This window comes from Caballeronia pedi (assembly GCF_001544915.2).
Lineage (GTDB): Bacteria > Pseudomonadota > Gammaproteobacteria > Burkholderiales > Burkholderiaceae > Caballeronia > Caballeronia pedi.
The window spans coordinates 100,370-117,068 of record NZ_FCOE02000019.1; the positions used below are offsets into that span (position 1 = coordinate 100,370).

Sequence of the window (16,699 nt, forward strand, 5' to 3'; positions counted from 1 at the left end):
GTTCTCCTTTGCGTAAGGAACTAGCCGCGCGCGTCGAATATTCCATTGAGATCATTGCCCGCGGCCGCGTCCTTGAAGCCGTCGAAGCGCCCTTCGCCGAGTCCTTGCGCCGCGCGGATGAACCCGCCCCACGCCGCCCGCGCGAGCCCGCCGCCGACGCTCACGCGCCGCACGCCGAGCGCGGCGACATCGCTCAAGGTGAACTCGGACACACCGCCGATCAGCAGATTCACGGGCTTCGGCCCGACCGCCTTCACCACCGCCTCGATCTGCTCGCGTGTCTTGATGCCCGGCGCGTAGAGGCAATCCGCGCCCGCATCGGAATAGGCCTTGAGACGCGCGATCGCATCGTCGATATCGGGCTTGCCTGCGAAGAAATTCTCCGCGCGGCCGACGAGCAGCGTGTCGCCGCCGCTTTCATCGATCGCGCGCCGCGCCGCCTTCATGCGCGCCACGGCGACATCGACCGGAAACAGCGGTGCCGATGCATCGCCGGTCGAGTCTTCGATCGACAAGCCCGCGACGCCCGTCTCCACCGCCAGCTTCACGCTTTGCGCGACTTCCTCCGGCGTCGCGCCGAAGCCGCTTTCGAAGTCCGCGTTCACGGGCAGGTCGGTCGCTTCGGCGATCTCGCGCAAGTGCGCGAGCACGGCGTCGCGCGTCACGTGGTTGTCCGCGTGGCCGCGCGACCAGGCGAAACCGGAACTCGTCGTCGCGAGCGCCTTGAAGCCGAGCGTCGCGAGATAACGCGCGGAGCCGACGTCCCAGGGATTCGGCAACATGAAACAACCGGATTCGTGCAGTGCGCGAAAAGCCGCGCGTTTCTCGGCGACGGTGCGGGGCATACGGTCTCCTGTCGATCAACGGGTCGGAACGTAGACGATACGCGATCACGCGAAACCGCGCTGGTCACTAAGTCTCTCTTAAGCAAACGCCCACTACGCTTGACCCCTTTCCCATCCCATGAGAAACGACATGGAGCAAGCAAAGCATGCACTCACCAAGGTTCCGGAGCTGACGCTCGCGTTCTGGATCATCAAGATCGCGGCGACGACGCTCGGCGAAACCGGCGGCGACGCGCTATCGATGTCGATGAATCTCGGCTATCTGATGAGCACGATCATCTTCGCGGCGGTGTTCGTCGTCGCGGTGATCGCGCAGATCAGGGCGGACCGGTTTCAGCCCGCGCTCTACTGGATCACGATCATCGCGACGACGACCGTCGGCACCACGCTGGCCGACTTCGCCGACCGCTCGCTCGGCATCGGCTATGCGGGCGGCAGCGCAATCCTGTTCGCGCTGCTGCTTGCGTCGCTCGTGGTGTGGCATCGCGCGATGGGGTCGGTATCGGTAGCGACGATCGCATCGCCGAAAGCCGAAGCGTTCTACTGGGTGACGATCATGTTCTCGCAGACGCTCGGCACCGCGCTCGGCGACTGGACCGCCGACAGCGCGGGCTTCGGCTACACGGGCGCGGCGATGATCTTCGGCGGCCTGTTGCTGCTGATCGTGCTCGCGTATTACTTCACGGAGGTGTCGCGCACCGTGCTGTTCTGGAGCGCGTTCATTCTGACGCGGCCGCTCGGCGCGGTGGTCGGCGATTTTCTCGACAAGCCGATCGCGAACGGTGGACTCGCGATGAGCCGCTACGGCGCGTCGATCGCACTTGCGATGTTCATCGTCGTGTGTGGATTGCTGTTCAGGCAGCGGGCGGCGCGTGTGGCGCATTGAGGCGCCGCAAAAAAACGGCGGTCCCGAAGGACCGCCGCGCGTCTGCTTACTTTTACTTCTACTTCTTCAGATCGAAACGATCTAGGTTCATCACCTTGGCCCAGGCCGCGACGAAGTCCTTCACGAACTTCTCCTGCGCATCGCTGCTCGCATAGACTTCGGCGAACGCGCGCAGCACCGAATGCGACCCGAAGATCAGGTCGACGCGGCTGCCGGTCCACTTGCGCTGCCCCGTCTTGCTATCGCGTCCTTCGAACACATCGCGGACCGACGACATCGGCTGCCATTCCGTGTTCATGTCGAGCAGGTTGACGAAGAAGTCGTTCGTCAGCGTTTCGGGCTTGTCGGTGAAGACGCCATGCGCGCCCTTGCCGGCCCCGTTCAGCACGCGCAAACCTCCGATGAGCGCGGTCATTTCCGGTGCGGTCAGCGTCAGCAGTTGCGCCCGGTCGATCAGCAACGACTCGACTGGCACTCGCACATTCCCCTTGACGAAGTTGCGAAAGCCGTCGGCTACCGGTTCGAGCGCCCCGACCGATTGCACGTCGGTCTGGTCCTGCGAGGCGTCCATGCGGCCCGGCGTGAACGGCACCGTGACCTTGTGACCGGCCTTCTCGGCGGCCTTTTCGATCGCCGCGCCGCCCGCCAGCACGATCAAATCGGCTATCGAGATCTTCTTGCCGCCGGATTGCGCGCCGTTGAACTCGCCCTGAATGCCTTCGAGCGTCTTCAGCACTTTCGCGAGCTGCTCCGGCTGGTTCGCTTCCCAGTCCTTCTGCGGTGCAAGGCGAATGCGCGCGCCGTTTGCGCCGCCGCGCTTGTCGGAGCCACGGAACGTCGATGCCGATGCCCACGCCGCCGACACCAGCTCGGAGATCGACAACCCCGACGCCAGCACTTTCTGCTTGAGCGCCGCGACCTCCTGATCGCCGACCAGCGGATGATCGACTTCCGGAATCGGGTCCTGCCACAGCAGTTCCTCCGATGGCACTTCAGGTCCGAGATAGCGCGCCTTCGGACCCATGTCGCGGTGCGTCAGCTTGAACCACGCGCGGGCGAAGGCATCGGCGAACTGGTCGGGGTTCTCCCAGAAGCGCTTCGAAATCTTCGCGTATTCCGGATCGAAGCGTAGCGACAGGTCCGTCGTCAGCATGGTCGGCTTGATCTTCTTCGATGGATCGTGCGCGTGCGGCACGGTTTCCGCCGAATCCTTCGCGACCCATTGATTCGCGCCCGCCGGGCTCTTCGTCAGTTCCCATTCGTGCCCGAACAGGCTTTCCCAGAAGCCGCTGCCCCACTTCGTCGGCGTGGTGGTCCAGGTGACTTCGAGGCCGCTCGTGATCGTGTCGGCGCCCTTGCCGCTGCCGTAACTGCTCTTCCAGCCGAGGCCCATGTTCTCCAGATCGGCGGATTCCGGCTCTGGGCCGACGTTGTCCGCCGGGCCCGCGCCGTGCGTCTTGCCGAAGGTGTGTCCACCGGCGATCAGCGCGACGGTTTCTTCGTCGTTCATCGCCATGCGCGCGAAGGTCTCGCGGATATCGTGCGCCGCCGCGAGCGGATCGGGATTGCCCTCCGGGCCTTCCGGGTTGACATAGATCAGACCCATCTGCACCGCGCCGAGCGGGTTCTCCAGATTGCGGCCATCGTCGGTGCGGCTGACTTCCTCGCCGTGCTTTTCGACATCGGCGGTAATCACGCCCTGATCGGAGTCGTTGCCGGCCGCGCCCTTGCCATAGCGGACATCGCCGCCGAGCCAGGTTTTCTCGTTGCCCCAGTAGACGTCCTGATCCGGCTCCCATGTGTCCTCGCGGCCGCCCGCGAAGCCGAAGGTCTTGAAGCCCATCGTTTCGAGCGCGACGTTGCCTGACAGAATGATCAGGTCGGCCCAGGAAAGCTTCTGCCCGTACTTCTGCTTCACCGGCCAGAGCAGACGCCGCGCCTTGTCGAGGCTGACATTGTCCGGCCAGCTATTGAGCGGCGCGAAACGCTGCTGGCCGCGCCCGCCGCCTCCCCGGCCATCGCCGATGCGGTAGGTGCCGGCGCTGTGCCACGCCATGCGGATGAACAGCGGGCCGTAGTGGCCGAAGTCGGCGGGCCACCAGTCTTTCGAATCGGTCATCACCGCTGCGAGGTCCTGCTTGACCGCGGCGAGATCGAGGCTCTTGAATGCTTCGGCGTAGTCGAAACCCGTGTCCAGCGGATTCGACTTGCCGGAATGCTGATTCAGCAGATCCACCCGTAGTTGCCGCGGCCACCAGTCACGGTTCGTCGTTCCTGTACCGGCGGCATGCGTAAACGGGCACTTCGATTCGTTCGACATGCGTTATCTCCTTGCGAGGACGTACCCACTAGTTTTTCTACTACTCACTTCCAAGGCGTCAGGCTTGCGTGCGTTCCGTGCTGCACGAACCTGGTCCAGAAAGGGTTGTCGCGGCGCGCGGCGGACGAGCGCAACTCGTCCCGGCAGCCTTACTCATCTTGAAAAATACGTGAGAGCGACGCTCAATAGAATGCGATTTTTGCAATGCCGCCGATAGGTGACGGCTATAAGCCGACGGCTCTTTCGCGATGCCCGCGCTTGCTGCACTGCGCAATGACGAGCGATGCGTCATGGCGCGATCGCCCGGCGTGCCTGACTTCGATTCGTCATGAAAGCTCCTTCCAGTCGGTGTAGGGATCGGGCTTGACGGACCAGCGCGCAGCGTCGCGCGTGCCTCGCGCGAATGGGCAGGGTCTTTCAGTCTAGCAGCGTCTGGTTCGGTTGGCAGACGGAATGCGCCGGGAGGAACATCGCGCTAGTCGTCCGTTTGGGAAATGGTCGGGAATCGTTGGGTGTTGGAGGATTTGACAACACATCAGGGTGTTGTCAAAATGTCCAACGTAAAAGCAAGGCTAGTCATACGTCAGCGCGAGGAGTTTTCGCCCGGAGCGTTCGTAGAACTCATGATCTGGCACCTCCCGCAGCCCGTCCCAGGATGCACGCATCCGTACAAGTACAGGCTTGCATACGTGGTGGGTGGTGAATGCGTGCTGCGTTACGACAACGAACGGGGCAAAGGCGATCATCGTCACTTTGTCGGCGTCGAGACGCCTTACGTCTTCAGGTCAGTCGAACAACTGCATGCCGACTTCCTCTCGAACGTGCAAATCTGGAATAGATGGAGGTCAAGATGATGAAGACCGTCACAATCGGCATCGCGTCGATGGAGGAAGTCAGCCAGCGCTTTCTCGCGGCCGTCAAAAGCGGCAAATCGCATGGAACGTTCTTCTCCTACGCCACCCCCGAACTGCTCTTTCGCACCTTCACGACCCCACGCTGGCAGATCATCCGCGCGATGACCGGCGCCGGCCCCATGTCTATCCGCGAACTGTCGCGGCGAATCGAACGCGATGTGAAAGGCGTGCATCGCGATGTCACGGCGCTCCTCGAGGCCGGCTTGCTGGAGCACGACGAGCACGGCGCCATCGTGTTTCCGTTTGACACCGTGCATGTCGATTTCACGCTGAAGGCAGCCGATCTCGCACCGCCCTCCGCCACGGAACGCAAGGCGCTCGACCCCGCCACCGACGAAGCCTGCGAGCAGGCTTCGCGCACCGCGCGTCGACGCGCGGCGCCGCGAAAGCGCGAATCTCGCCCGGCAGGCAGCCGCTGACGGGCGCCCGATTCAGCTCCAGTCGTCCATATCGTGCCGGATGCTGTGACGATTCGCGATGAGTTCGTCCACGCTCGGTTCGTTGTTCATCGCGCGCTGGATCGCGAGCTTCGTCGCCTCGTAGTTCGTGCGGTACATGTCCTTCTTGTCGAGGTTCGCGTCCGTCGCGCAGCGCGGGTCGATCCACACCAGGCTGATGATGCACAGATCGTTCGCCTGATCCTTCGGCAGAATGCCTTCGATCAGGCAATCGACCACGGCGTCGGCAGTTGCGGACTGCACGACGCCGCCGAACAGGTCGATATTCGCCATGTCCTTCAGCGTCACCTTCGGAACGATCATCGTCGCGGGGCGCACCATCTGATTGCACGCGCGAATCGCGAACATGGCGGTGTGGCCTTTCGACTGCGCCATCATGTTGGCGAACGCGTGGCCCACCGGCCCGTCGACGCGGCCGATCAGAATTTCGGGCATTGCATCGGTTGCTTGTCCCGGGGCGGCCAGCACGGTGGCCTCACCGGCGCGGAACGTCAGATCCAGACTCATGAGCACTCTCCTTTTGGGACGAAACGGTGCGTCGATAAACCGAAGGGACGTCCACACGCAAGGTCGATGCCATCGTCGTCGGCTCGAGTGTGAGCCTGGGCCCGGCGACAGACTGCTCTCCCTGCGTGACACACTGTGCGGGACGGCGTTTTCCCTGTCCTCCCTGTTTCGGGTGGGGGTTCGATTTGCCACGCGCACTTAACGTGGCAAGCATGCGGCATGCACGACGCGCGAGCGAGCGCGGCCGAACCCACTTTGCACCCTGCGGCGCGCCGCTGCGCGCCCATCACTGAGCCGACCCGGACCATGAATTCACTCGACGGTTACAGGCCACGCGCGGCGTGGATGACGACCCTGATGCTGACGGCGCTTGCCCTCATCAACTTCCTCGACAAGATCGTGCTCGGCATGGTGGCCGTGCCGCTCATGCGCGAACTGAACCTGTCGCCGGCGCAATTCGGCGTCGTCGCGGGAAGTTTCTTCTGGCTGTTCGCCGTATCGACAGTGCTGGTCGGATTTCTCTCGAACCGCATCCAGACGCGCTGGCTCCTGCTCGCAATGGGCATGACCTGGGCCGTGCTCCAGATTCCGCAGGCGCTCTTCAGCAGCATGGCGGCGTTTCTCGTGAGCCGCGTGGTGCTCGGCGCGGCGGAAGGCCCGTTCTATCCGGTGTCGGTCCACGCACTATACAAGTGGTTTCCCGACGAAAAGCGCAACATGCCGGTCGCGTTTCTGAATCAAGGCGCCGTCGTCGGCCTGCTGCTCGCTGGGTTGCTGATTCCGGTCATCACGCATCACTGGGGCTGGCGGACGAACTTTGTCGTGCTTGGCATCATCGGTGCGGTGTGGAGCGTGCTGTGGCTGTGCGTCGGGCGCGAGGGCAATCTGGTGCAGCGTCCGCGCGGGTCCGCGAGCGCGCCGCTTCAGAAAGTGCCCTACCGCAAGCTGCTGAGCAACCCGACTGTGCTCTGCGTGTTCTTCCTCGGCTTCGCCGGCTACTGGATGCTCGGCGCGAACATGACGTGGCTGCCGACCTATCTGGAGCAGGCGCTCGGTTACTCGGGCATCACGTCGGGACGATGGTTCGCGCTCGTCATCGCCACGGCGGCGCCGTTCAGCCTCGGGCTCAGCTGGCTGTCGCAGCGCATGCTGGCGCGCGGGGCATCGTCACGCAGCGCGCGCGTGCGTTTGTTGTGTGCGGCGTTCGTCGGCGGCGCGTGTTTGTTCTTTGTGTTGATGTTGCCGGGGCTATCGCCTGGACAGAAAGTCGCGGTGTTCGCGCTGGCGGGCGCGTTGCCTACCGTGTGTTTTGCGCTCGCGCCCGCGCTGTTGTCGGAGGTCGTGCCGGATGCGCAGCGCGGTGCGCTCATCGGCATTCATACGGCGCTCGCCAGTACGGGCGCAGCGATCGCGCCCATGCTGATCGGCCGGATCGTGCAGGCGCACGGCAACACGAGCGCGCATGCCTATGAACTCGGGTTCGCTACGAGTGCGGGCATGTTGATCGTCGCTGCGCTCGCGGCGTTGTGCTGGTTGCATCCTGAGCGGTCGAGAGGCGCGTCGGGGAAGCGGGTCGCTACTACCGCCGCCTGAGTGTGCGGTTCCTGGGGCTTTTGCCGGACAAACCTACCGCGAAACCTTCGCGCGATAGGCAAACCGATCCCCACGAAACAGCAACTCGGCGCAGCACAGTGCGTTGCCCTGAATATCGAACGGCGTACAGCGCACGCGCAACAGCGGCGTGCCCGGCTCCACCTTCAGCCGCCGCGCGTGGTCCTTGGTGGCCGCGATCGCGGCGCTCTCAGTGTCGACATGTTTGAGCCGATAGCCAAGCCGCTCCTCAAAGATGCTCATCACGTCGTTCGTCTCGAGATCCTCGGCAACGAGCGCCTCGATGAGCGCCGCATCCCCCATCACCATGAACAGCGCCACCGGCACGGCATCCCACAGCCGCAACGTCGTGGCGCACACGAGCGTGTCGCCTTCCTCAAGGCCAAGCGTGCGCAGCGCAAACGGCGGCGCCGCAACCTGCCGCACCGATAGCAACTCGCCATGCGCCGTCTGGCCACGCTTGCGCGCCGCCTCGTAGAAGCCCGTCAGTTGCCCGAGATCGGACCGCTCGGCCGGACGTGTGACAAAGCTCCCCTTCCCATTGATCTTCTCGATCAGCCCGCTCGCATGCAGACCCGCGAGCGCCTGCCGGATCGTGATGCGGCTCACGCCATGTTGCGCGACGAGCTCCGCCTCCGATGGAAGCTTGACGCCCGGCGCGAGATCGTTGGAGACGATCCGCTGCCGCAACGCTTCTTCGATCTGCTTGAAACGAGGCTGTGTCATGGCGCCTTTTTTCCTTTTCGATGGACGGCAACGATAAAAACCGATTGTAGCTGTCATGACAGGCTAGGGGTTTTGCCCGGTATACCTGTTATGACAGGTAGTGCGACGATTCCCGATCAACAGGAGAAAATCATGCAGCAAGCCGTTTGCGCACCGAAGGCGCGCGTGCCCGATCCGTCGCCCGATGAAAGCTTGCCCTTCACCGTTGAACGCGCGACCCCGGCGATCGGCGCGTATGTCGGCGGCATCGATCTGCGCGATCCGCTCGACGAGCCGGCCTATCTCGCGCTGCGCCGCTTGCTCATCCGCTACAAGGTGCTGTTCTTCCGCGATCAGGACATCACGCCGGCGCAACACGTCGCGCTTGCGCAGCGCTTCGGCGAGCTGGAAGTGCATCCGGTTTTCGCCCATCACCCGGATCACCCGGAACTCGCCCTGTTCGACAAATCGGGCGAAAAGCGCGGCCACGAAAACATCTTTCACAGCGACGTCTCGTGGCGCGAAGTGCCGTCGATGGGCTCAATCCTGCGTTGCGTCGAATGCCCGCGCGTCGGCGGCGACACCATCTGGGTCAACATGGCGCTCGCGTATGACAAGCTGCCCGAAGACGTGAAGACGCGCATCGCGACTTTCCAGGCGGTGCACGACCTCCTGCCGCTGTTCGGCAAGGTTCTGTCGCCCGAGCAGCGCGCGAGCGTGCGCGCGCAAAATCCGGCGGTCACGCATCCGGTCGTGCGCACGCATCCGGAATCGGGCGAAAAAATTCTCTTCGTGAACGAAGCATTCACCACGCACTTCGCCAATTACGCCGATACCACCGCGTACCGCTTCGGCTTCGATCTCAAGCTGGCCGAAATGGACCTGCTTCAATACCTGTTCCGGCAGGCGGCCGCGCCGGAATATCAGGTGCGCCTGAAGTGGCAACCCAACACGATCGCGTTCTGGGACAACCGCGCGGCCCAGCACTACGCGGTGCAGGACTATTACCCCGCCGTGCGCCGCATGATGCGCGCGACGATCATCGGCGACCGTCCGGTCTGAGCGCGTCGCCGCGCAATGGAGAAGCCATGAAAGAGTTGAACAGGTTCTATATCGGCGGACGATGGGTCGAGCCGGCCGTCGGCGGGCGCTTTGCCGACATCGTCAATCCCGCGACGGAAGAAGTCATCGGCCGCGTGGCGATGGGTACGAACGCCGATGTCGAGTCCGCCGTCGCGGCGGCGCGCGCCGCCTTTCCCGTCTGGTCGCGCACGAGCGTCGAGACGCGCGCGGCGCTGCTCGGCCGCGTGATGGCGCTGTACAAGGAGCGCATCGGCGCGCTCGCCGACGCGATCACCACCGAAATGGGCGCGCCGTCCTGGCTCGCGCGCGAAAGGCAGGCGCCCGCCGGGCTCGGCCAGTTTCACGGCACGCTGACCGCGCTGCAAGGCTTCCCGTTCGTCACCGAACGCGGCACGACGCAGATCGTGCGCGAGCCGGTCGGCGTCGCGGCGCTGATCACGCCGTGGAACTGGCCGCTCAATCAGATTGCCGCGAAGGTCGCGCCCGCGCTCGCGGCGGGCTGCACCGTCGTGCTGAAGCCATCGGAAATCACGCCGCTCGACGCCGAACTCTTCGCGGACATCCTGCACGATGCAGGCGTGCCCGCCGGCGTGTTCAACGTGCTTTACGGCGATGGCGCCGAGATCGGCGGCGCGCTCGCCCGGCATCGCGGCGTCGACATGGTGTCGATCACCGGTTCCACGCGCGCGGGCGTCGACGTCGCACTGAAGGCCGCGCCGACCGTCAAACGCGTGACGCAGGAGCTGGGCGGCAAATCACCGAATGTGATCCTCGACGACGCCGATCTGAAAAGCGCCGTATCGGGCGGCGTGATCGCCTGCATGATCAACTCCGGTCAGACCTGCATCGCGCCTACGCGCATGCTGGTGCCGAAGCATCTGTACGCGCAGGCCGTCGCGATTGCGGCGGCGACGGCGAACGCGCTGACGGTCGGCGATCCGATGCTGCCCGACACCAAAGTCGGCCCGATCTCGAATCGCCGGCAGTACGAGCGCGTGCAGCAGATGATCCAGCAGGGCATCGACGAGGGCGCGACGGCCGTCGCGGGCGGCCCTGGCCGGCCGGAAACACTGACGCGCGGCTTCTATGCGCGCCCGACCGTGTTCGCGAACGTGCATAACGACATGAGCATCGCGCGCGAGGAAATTTTCGGGCCTGTCGTCGTGATGATTTCGTACGCGACCGAGGACGAAGCCATCGAGATCGCCAACGATACGGATTTCGGGCTCGCAGCCTATGTTTCGTCGGCCGACCCGGCGCGCGCGCGGCGCGTGGCGGCACGTCTGCGCGCGGGCGCGGTGATGCTCAACGGCGCGACGATCGACCTGAACGCGCCGTTCGGCGGCTACAAGAGCTCCGGCAACGGCCGCGAGTTCGGTGAACACGGACTGTCCGAATTCCTCGAAACGAAGTCGATCGCGGGCTGCGCATAAGCAAATCGCCTCGCGCCGTGGCTGGAACCGGCGCGGGGCGACAAAGAAAGCGGTTGGATCAGAACGTCGTCAGAACGTCGAAAGCGTCAGCGTATTGCGCACTGACTTCACGCCTTGCACGCCTTGCGTGACGCGCGTCGCCTGTTCGATCTGCGCCTCTTCGGGCACCCAGCCTTCCAGGATCACGTCGCCATTGGTCGCGCGCACCGTGACGCCGTTCGCGCGCATCCCTTTCGCCTTGGCGAGCGCGGTGAGAATGCGCCGGCGCAACGCGCGATCGGCTGCTTTGGCTGATGTCTTGCCCGCGCTCGCAGCGGACGTCGCCGCCGATGCGACAGGCGTCGAAGCCGTCTCCTGCGCGTGAACGTACAAAGAAGCGCTGAGCGCGGCGAGCGCGACCATCAGCTTGCCAGTTCGAATGAATTTCATAGTGTTGTTGGTTGCCATGATCGTTGTAACGATGTCCGAAGCGATGAAACCCGACATGCGCACTTCGCCGCGCCCGCAAGCCCGGACGAAGCGCGCCGGAGGTGAATCAGAAACGATGCGACACGCCGACGCCCACGAGCGTCTGCTTCTCGCCCGGCCCGATCGCCGTAAGGCCGGGCCAGGTCGTCGTCGCGAGTCCGTTGTTCTTCATGTAGCCCGCGCGCGCATAGAAGGACGTGCGCTTCGAGATGTTGTGATCCGCGCCCACCTAGATGCCCCACGTGTTGTCGTGCACGCCACGCACGAGCCGCTGGAAGCCTGCGATTTCGATGGCGTCGACGGGCGTCGCCTGGATCGTCGCCCCGAGTTCCGCGACGCTGAACGGATGCGCCGCATTCAGGCGCGCGGCGACCGAACCGGCCGCCGGGTCTTCCGGCTTGTGATACGTGTAATTGAATTGCAGATTCACGATGCCGATGCGGTAAGCGAGCGCGCCGGTGTAATGCTCGACCGAGACGGTATTAACCGCGGCGGGCAAGCCCGGAATGTTCTTCGAGCCCGGATGCTGGAACTGGTAGGACAGGCCCACATACAGGCCATAACCCGAGTACGTTCCGGCGACGTCCAGCATGTTGCCGGTCGTCTGCGGATACGGCTGCGTGACGGAAGCGGCGAGCGCATACATGCCCCACAACTGAAAGCCGCTGAGATTGGGCGACTTGTAGACGATCGCGTTGCTCGAACGGCCGCCGCCGGTCTGCGTGGCCATTGTGTTGCGGTCGAAGGTCGTCGACGACGCCGCGAGCGGCGAGAGCACTTCGTTCGCGCGGAACGGATCGGTCGGGTAGAGCGACCAGAACGTCGGCTGATATTGCCTGCCGAGCGACAGCGAACCGTACTTCTCGTGCGTCAGGCCGACCCACGCCTGGCGATAGAACATCGCGGAGGAATCCGCGAAGAACGTGCCGTTGTTGATGTTGTAGCCGTTTTCGAGCGTGAAGACCGCCTTGAGGCCGCCGCCGAGATCCTCGCTGCCTTTCAGGCCGACCATCGAGCCGCTGTTGCCGCCGCTTCGCATCGACCAGGACTGTGTGCCGCCGTTGTTGAACCACTGAACAAATGCATCGGCGACGCCGTAGAGCGTGACGCTGGATTGCGCCGCCGCGCTGCCGGCCGCAACCGCGAGCGCCGCGCCGGCAACGCTCTTCGTGATGAAACGCATGAGTGTCTCCTCGTTGTGGGTGTCTGGTCTGCCCGGCGCGCGCGATCGCGTCGCGCAACGCACACCGATGCCGCGCCGACCCATTCCGATGGAGTGTTGCAGCCGGGGACGAACGCATCACTACCCGAAGCGAGTAGGCGCGGGAATACCCGCATTCGATCGCTAATTGATTCGTTGCACCGACTATCACTCGCTCGGCTCACAGACAAGTGCTTTGTTCCTATAAACGCAGGAGTGCGAGATACACATGTTCCCTAGCGGGCAGCGTGCGTCCTGAGCGCTAGAATCATCGGTAGAGGCCCACAATGAATGACGCAGGTGTTTGATGACCGAAACAATCATCCTTCGCAATCCGAATAATGGCATCGGCGACTCAGCCGCGCCGCCCATTGCGTGTGCGTCGCCGCGCGTGTCGACGCTGGTGCTGGGCCGCGAGCGGCTCGTCGCGCAACTCGTCGAGGCGCGCCGCAAGCGCTGCATCGTCGTGCAGGGCCCGGCGGGCTATGGCAAGACCACCGCGCTCATCGCGTGGCGCGAGGCGCTCTATCCGCTCGCGTTTCAGGTGGCGTGGCTCACGCTCTCCGACGAAATCGACGACCTCGCCCGCTTTCTCGACGCGCTCGCCGCGAGCCTCGCGCAAGTCGATCCGGCGATGTCGCGCGACGCAGCGCTGCTCGGCGGCCGCGGCATGGACGACGAAGCGATCGAGCGCACGATCATCGCGCTGGTGCGCGGCATCGCCAGCCGTCAGGGCGATCTGGTGCTGGTGCTCGACGATCTGCATCGCCTGACGGAGCGGCGCTGTCATCGGTCGCTTCAGTGGCTGCTCGACTACGCGCCGCCGAATCTGCATGTCGTGCTCGCGTCGCGCGGGGCGATTCCGCTTTCGATCGGGCGCATCCGCGATGCGGGCCTGCTCCTCGAACTCGACCTGCGCGATCTGCGCTTTTCGATGGCGGAATCCAGAGCGTTTCTCAAGTCGCAATGCCCGGAGATCGGACCGCGCGAGGCCCGCCAGATGCACGAACTGACCGACGGCTGGGTCGCCGGCCTGCAACTGATGGTGGTCGGCGCGAGGCGCAGGAAAGCTGTCGAGGCGCAGCACGCGCCCGACGATACGCTCGCGGACACGCAACTCCTCGATGCCCACACCTTCGCGGAATATTTCGAGCGCGAAGTGCTGTCGCGGCTCGCGGCGAGCGAAGTCGAGCTGCTCGTGCGCATGGCCGTGTGCGAACGGCTCTGCGCGCCGCTGTGCGCCGCGCTGCTCGGCGGCACGGACCATTCCGGCGACGTGCTGAAACTGCTCGCGCGCCTCGAAAGCGACAATCTCTTTCTCGTGCCCGCCGGTCACGATGCGCACCACGCGTGGTATCGGCTGAATCCGCTGTTTCGCGAGACCCTGCTCGAACGTTTCCGCGCGCGCGGCGAGGCGCAGCGGCGGCAGGTGCATTGCGCGGCGTGGCGCTGGTTCCAGGCGCACGATCACGCCGATGAAGCCGTGCGCCACGCCATGCTCGCCGGCGAACCCGCGGCGGCGGCGGATCTGGTCGCCCGCATCGCGCGCAGTCTCCAGTTGCGCGGCGACTTGCGCAAGGTCGTCGCGCTGATGCGTCTGTTGCCGCAAGCGGAGATTCAGGCGCGCGTTGGCCTGCGGCTCTGGATGATCCATCTGCATCTCTACGCGCGCGAGTTCGACGCTTGCGCGAGCTCGATCGAGCGCGTGGCCAGCGATCTCGCGCCCGACGACGCCCATTCGCGCTATCGCCTGACGCTGCTGCACGCGGCGCTCGCAGTGCAGCGCGACGATCTCGACGCCGCCACTGAACTGCTGCCGCTTCTGCGCGCGCTGCCGCACGACGCGCAGGGCATCACCGTGGGCGCGCGCAACAATCTGCTCTCGTGGATCCATGCGCGGCGCAGCGATTTCGACGAAGCGCGTCGCGTCCAGACGGACCGCGCGCCCGCGTTGCCCGACGGCACGCCGATCATGGGTACGTCGGCTGGCGTATTGAGCGGGCGCGCGCTCGCGGGCTTCAGCCATCTGCTGCAAGGCGATCTGCTCCAGACCGAGCGCGTGTGCCGCGATGTGCTGTACGAAGCCGAACAGCGCGGCAGCGCAGCAGCCGAAGCGTCCGCGCTCGCCGCGGCCTTGCTCGGCGAAGCGCTCTATGAAGCGGGCGAGGCGGATCAGGCGCTCATACTGCTCGAAGAACGCCTCGACGTAATCGAGCGCGTCTCGTTTCCGGACTCGGTGATGAGCGTGCTGACGGTGCTGTCTTCGTCGCATTGGCTCGCGGGTCATCGGCTCGACGCGATCGCGTGTCTCGATCGGCTCGAAGACTACGCGGTGCGGCACGATCTGCGCCGCGTGCTCGCCCATTGCCTGGCGCTGCGGGTCCGGCGCGATCTGCAACGCGGCCAGTTCGACGCCGCTCAGGCGCATTTGGCGCGGCTCGACGCGCTGGCGGCGCGCGCCGCGTCGCACATGTCGGCGGCGGCAGCGGCGGAATTTCAGGTGGTCGCGCAGCAGGCGCACGTCGATTGGCGGCTCGCCCACGAAGACTACGACGCCGCGGCGCATGCGCTCTCGCCGCTGATCGACTCATGCCGCGAGCGCGGCTGGCAACGGCGGCTCGCGTTCCTCGAAGCGCAGAAGGCCGTCGCGGCGCACGGGCTCGGCGACGCGAGTTCGGCGCGCAAGCTGATGTTGTCGGCGATGCGCCTCGGGCATCGTCTCGGTCTCGTGCGCACGCTGCTCGACGCCGATCCCGCCGTGCCGGATCTGATCGTTCGCGTGAGCAACGACGCATCGCAAGACGCCGTGCTGCAGTTCTACGCGGACCGCCTGCGCGATGCGCACGTCCGCGCCGCCGCGGCACAGTCCGCATCGACGAAACCGAAAGCACGTTCCGGCGACGCGAAAGCGCACGACATTCTGAGCGCGCGCGAGACGAAAGTACTGAGCCTGCTGGCGCAAGCGCTGCCGAACAAGAAGATCGCCCGGACGATGGGTATTTCGCCCGAGACGGTCAAATGGCACCTGAAGAACATCTACAGCAAGCTAGGCGTATCGAGCCGTGATGAAGCCGTTGCGCGTTCGCGGGATCTCGCGCTGGGCGATGGCGCGTGATCCCCTCGAACGTTCGAATCGAGTGGCAGATTCGCGAGCACATCGGCGTGAAAATCGGCATCGCCGAGGCGCAGCGACGCCGCCGTCAGATATTTGAAGTAGTCGCCGACAGCCAGCTCCGCCGTCACGCCCATGCCGCCGTGCAACTGCACGGCCTGCTCGCCGATGAACCGCGCCGCGCGGCTCACGATCAGCTTCGCCGACGAGATCATGCGGCGCCGCTCGGTCGCGTCCGTTTCCTCGATGGCGGATGCGGCCAGATGCGCCATCGACAGCGCGAGTTCCTTCTGTACGAGCATGTCCGCCACGCGATGGCGCAGCGCCTGAAAGCGTCCGAGCGCCTGCCCGAACTGCTTGCGCGTGCACAGATACTCGGAAGTCATCTCGATCAGACGTTCCATTGCGCCCGCGCTGGCTGCGCACGATGCCGCGATGCCCAGCTCCAGCGCCGCTTCGAGCATCGCTTGCCCGCGCGCGCCGTCGCCGAGCATCGCCCGTTGCGGCACGCGCACCGCTTCCAGCGTGACTTCGGCGGCGCGCTCGCCATCGAGCGTCGGATAAGCGCGCACTGTCACGCCCGCCGCCGATGCCGGCACGATGAACAGCGACACGGCCTGAATGGACGCATTCCACGCCGATACGATCAGCGAATCCGCAGCCCCGCCGTGCCACACGTGCGCCTTGCAGCCATCGAGGACGAAGCCGTCATCCTGCGCGCGCGCCATGGTCGACGGACGTGCATAGTCGTAGCGGTTCTCCGGTTCCTGATACGCGAGCGTCACGATCTCGCGGCCCTCGGCCATCGCGGGCAACCATGCTTGCCGCTGCGCATCCGTTCCGAAACGTTGAATCAGACCGGCCGCCATCACCGCGCAGGGAATCAGCGGCTCGGGAAGCAGCGCGCGTCCGGCTTCGAACTGCACGGCGAAGATGTCGGTTGCGGTGCCGTCGAAACCGCCGTAGTCGGAGGCGATCGTCAGTCCGAGCACGCCGAATTCCGCATAGGTGCGCCACGCATCGCGGCTGAAGCCGTCAGGATGGCGCACCGCATTGCGGCGCGCGTCGATCGGGTAGCGTTCCTCGGTGAAGCGTCTCAGGCTGTCCGCGAGTTGACGCTGCTCGTCGCTGTATGAAAAGTCCATCTTTACGTCTG

The 16,699-nt window shown here is 65.0% G+C and carries 13 protein-coding genes and 1 pseudogene; 7 read left to right on the forward strand and 7 right to left on the reverse strand.

All coding sequences use genetic code 11. The features are described 5' to 3' along the window. Positions 1 to 20: 20 nt before the first annotated feature. A complete protein-coding gene (locus tag AWB80_RS25380; protein ID WP_061177410.1) occupies positions 21 to 845 on the reverse strand; it encodes an isocitrate lyase/PEP mutase family protein in 825 nt (274 codons plus the stop codon). Positions 846 to 975: 130 nt separating this feature from the next. Here AWB80_RS25380 and AWB80_RS25385 point away from each other — a divergent pair, with 130 nt between their 5' ends. Beyond that, positions 976 to 1,731, forward strand: a complete 756-nt coding sequence (locus AWB80_RS25385) for a COG4705 family protein (protein ID WP_087131592.1) — start codon at positions 976 to 978, stop codon at positions 1,729 to 1,731. Positions 1,732 to 1,789: 58 nt separating this feature from the next. Here AWB80_RS25385 and katG read toward each other — a convergent pair whose 3' ends face one another. Continuing rightward, the gene (katG, locus tag AWB80_RS25390) at positions 1,790 to 4,051 is read right to left on the reverse strand and encodes a catalase/peroxidase HPI (RefSeq protein WP_061177412.1); all 2,262 of its coding nucleotides are present in this window, start codon (positions 4,049 to 4,051) and stop codon (positions 1,790 to 1,792) included. Positions 4,052 to 4,602: 551 nt separating this feature from the next. Between katG and AWB80_RS45005 the strand changes: the two genes are divergently transcribed. After that, entirely contained in the window at positions 4,603 to 4,905 is a 303-nt protein-coding gene (locus tag AWB80_RS45005; RefSeq protein WP_061177460.1) for a toxin-antitoxin system TumE family protein, read from the forward strand. Next, on the forward strand, positions 4,902 to 5,384 hold the full coding sequence (locus AWB80_RS25400) for an HVO_A0114 family putative DNA-binding protein (RefSeq protein WP_061177459.1): 483 nt from the start codon (positions 4,902 to 4,904) through the stop codon (positions 5,382 to 5,384). Before AWB80_RS45005 ends, AWB80_RS25400 begins: the two co-directional genes overlap by 4 nt. A 12-nt stretch (positions 5,385 to 5,396) precedes the next feature. Here the strand turns inward: AWB80_RS25400 and fae are convergent, their stop codons facing one another. Then, positions 5,397 to 5,930: a formaldehyde-activating enzyme gene (fae, locus tag AWB80_RS25405; protein ID WP_061177413.1), complete on the reverse strand. Its 534-nt coding sequence runs from the start codon at positions 5,928 to 5,930 to the stop codon at positions 5,397 to 5,399. A 306-nt stretch (positions 5,931 to 6,236) separates the two neighbouring features. Between fae and AWB80_RS25410 the strand changes: the two genes are divergently transcribed. Then, complete coding sequence (locus AWB80_RS25410; protein WP_061177414.1) at positions 6,237 to 7,523, forward strand: MFS transporter; 1,287 nt, start codon at positions 6,237 to 6,239, stop codon at positions 7,521 to 7,523. 33 nt (positions 7,524 to 7,556) lie between these two features. On the opposite strand, the gene AWB80_RS25415 is transcribed toward AWB80_RS25410, so the two are convergent. Then, positions 7,557 to 8,267 carry a GntR family transcriptional regulator gene (locus tag AWB80_RS25415; RefSeq protein WP_061177415.1) on the reverse strand — a complete coding sequence of 237 codons (711 nt, stop codon included), beginning with the start codon at positions 8,265 to 8,267 and terminating at the stop codon, positions 7,557 to 7,559. Between the two features lie 132 nt (positions 8,268 to 8,399). On the opposite strand from AWB80_RS25415, the gene AWB80_RS25420 reads away from it, so the two are divergent. Beyond that, positions 8,400 to 9,308, forward strand: coding sequence for a TauD/TfdA dioxygenase family protein (locus tag AWB80_RS25420; RefSeq protein ID WP_061177461.1), 909 nt, complete (start codon positions 8,400 to 8,402; stop codon positions 9,306 to 9,308). Between the two features lie 26 nt (positions 9,309 to 9,334). Beyond that, positions 9,335 to 10,762, forward strand: a complete 1,428-nt coding sequence (locus AWB80_RS25425; protein ID WP_061177416.1) for an aldehyde dehydrogenase family protein — start codon at positions 9,335 to 9,337, stop codon at positions 10,760 to 10,762. A 69-nt stretch (positions 10,763 to 10,831) separates the two neighbouring features. Here AWB80_RS25425 and AWB80_RS25430 read toward each other — a convergent pair whose 3' ends face one another. Then, the gene (locus tag AWB80_RS25430) at positions 10,832 to 11,191 is read right to left on the reverse strand and encodes a BON domain-containing protein (protein ID WP_244206718.1); all 360 of its coding nucleotides are present in this window, start codon (positions 11,189 to 11,191) and stop codon (positions 10,832 to 10,834) included. Between the two features lie 106 nt (positions 11,192 to 11,297). Further along, positions 11,298 to 12,413 (reverse strand): annotated as a pseudogene (locus AWB80_RS25435) (porin). Between the two features lie 325 nt (positions 12,414 to 12,738). Between AWB80_RS25435 and AWB80_RS25440 the strand changes: the two are divergent. Next, complete coding sequence (locus tag AWB80_RS25440) at positions 12,739 to 15,546, forward strand: winged helix-turn-helix domain-containing protein (protein WP_061177417.1); 2,808 nt, start codon at positions 12,739 to 12,741, stop codon at positions 15,544 to 15,546. Here the strand turns inward: AWB80_RS25440 and AWB80_RS25445 are convergent. Continuing rightward, positions 15,468 to 16,688, reverse strand: a complete 1,221-nt coding sequence (locus AWB80_RS25445) for an acyl-CoA dehydrogenase family protein (RefSeq protein WP_087131595.1) — start codon at positions 16,686 to 16,688, stop codon at positions 15,468 to 15,470. The genes AWB80_RS25440 and AWB80_RS25445 overlap by 79 nt on opposite strands. Positions 16,689 to 16,699: the final 11 nt, after the last annotated feature.

What these genes read in the sequence shown, in the direction of transcription:
- katG (WP_061177412.1), bottom strand. Translation starts at nt 4,051, where the DNA reads ATGTCGAACGAATCGAAGTGCCCGTTTACGCATGCCGCCGGTACAGGA.
- AWB80_RS25420 (WP_061177461.1), top strand. Translation starts at nt 8,400, where the DNA reads ATGCAGCAAGCCGTTTGCGCACCGAAGGCGCGCGTGCCCGATCCGTCG.
- AWB80_RS25380 (WP_061177410.1), bottom strand. Translation starts at nt 845, where the DNA reads ATGCCCCGCACCGTCGCCGAGAAACGCGCGGCTTTTCGCGCACTGCAC.
- AWB80_RS25400 (WP_061177459.1), top strand. Translation starts at nt 4,902, where the DNA reads ATGATGAAGACCGTCACAATCGGCATCGCGTCGATGGAGGAAGTCAGC.
- fae (WP_061177413.1), bottom strand. Translation starts at nt 5,930, where the DNA reads ATGAGTCTGGATCTGACGTTCCGCGCCGGTGAGGCCACCGTGCTGGCC.
- AWB80_RS25430 (WP_244206718.1), bottom strand. Translation starts at nt 11,191, where the DNA reads ATGAAATTCATTCGAACTGGCAAGCTGATGGTCGCGCTCGCCGCGCTC.
- AWB80_RS25415 (WP_061177415.1), bottom strand. Translation starts at nt 8,267, where the DNA reads ATGACACAGCCTCGTTTCAAGCAGATCGAAGAAGCGTTGCGGCAGCGG.
- AWB80_RS25410 (WP_061177414.1), top strand. Translation starts at nt 6,237, where the DNA reads ATGAATTCACTCGACGGTTACAGGCCACGCGCGGCGTGGATGACGACC.
- AWB80_RS25385 (WP_087131592.1), top strand. Translation starts at nt 976, where the DNA reads ATGGAGCAAGCAAAGCATGCACTCACCAAGGTTCCGGAGCTGACGCTC.
- AWB80_RS45005 (WP_061177460.1), top strand. Translation starts at nt 4,603, where the DNA reads ATGTCCAACGTAAAAGCAAGGCTAGTCATACGTCAGCGCGAGGAGTTT.
- AWB80_RS25425 (WP_061177416.1), top strand. Translation starts at nt 9,335, where the DNA reads ATGAAAGAGTTGAACAGGTTCTATATCGGCGGACGATGGGTCGAGCCG.
- AWB80_RS25440 (WP_061177417.1), top strand. Translation starts at nt 12,739, where the DNA reads ATGACCGAAACAATCATCCTTCGCAATCCGAATAATGGCATCGGCGAC.
- AWB80_RS25445 (WP_087131595.1), bottom strand. Translation starts at nt 16,688, where the DNA reads ATGGACTTTTCATACAGCGACGAGCAGCGTCAACTCGCGGACAGCCTG.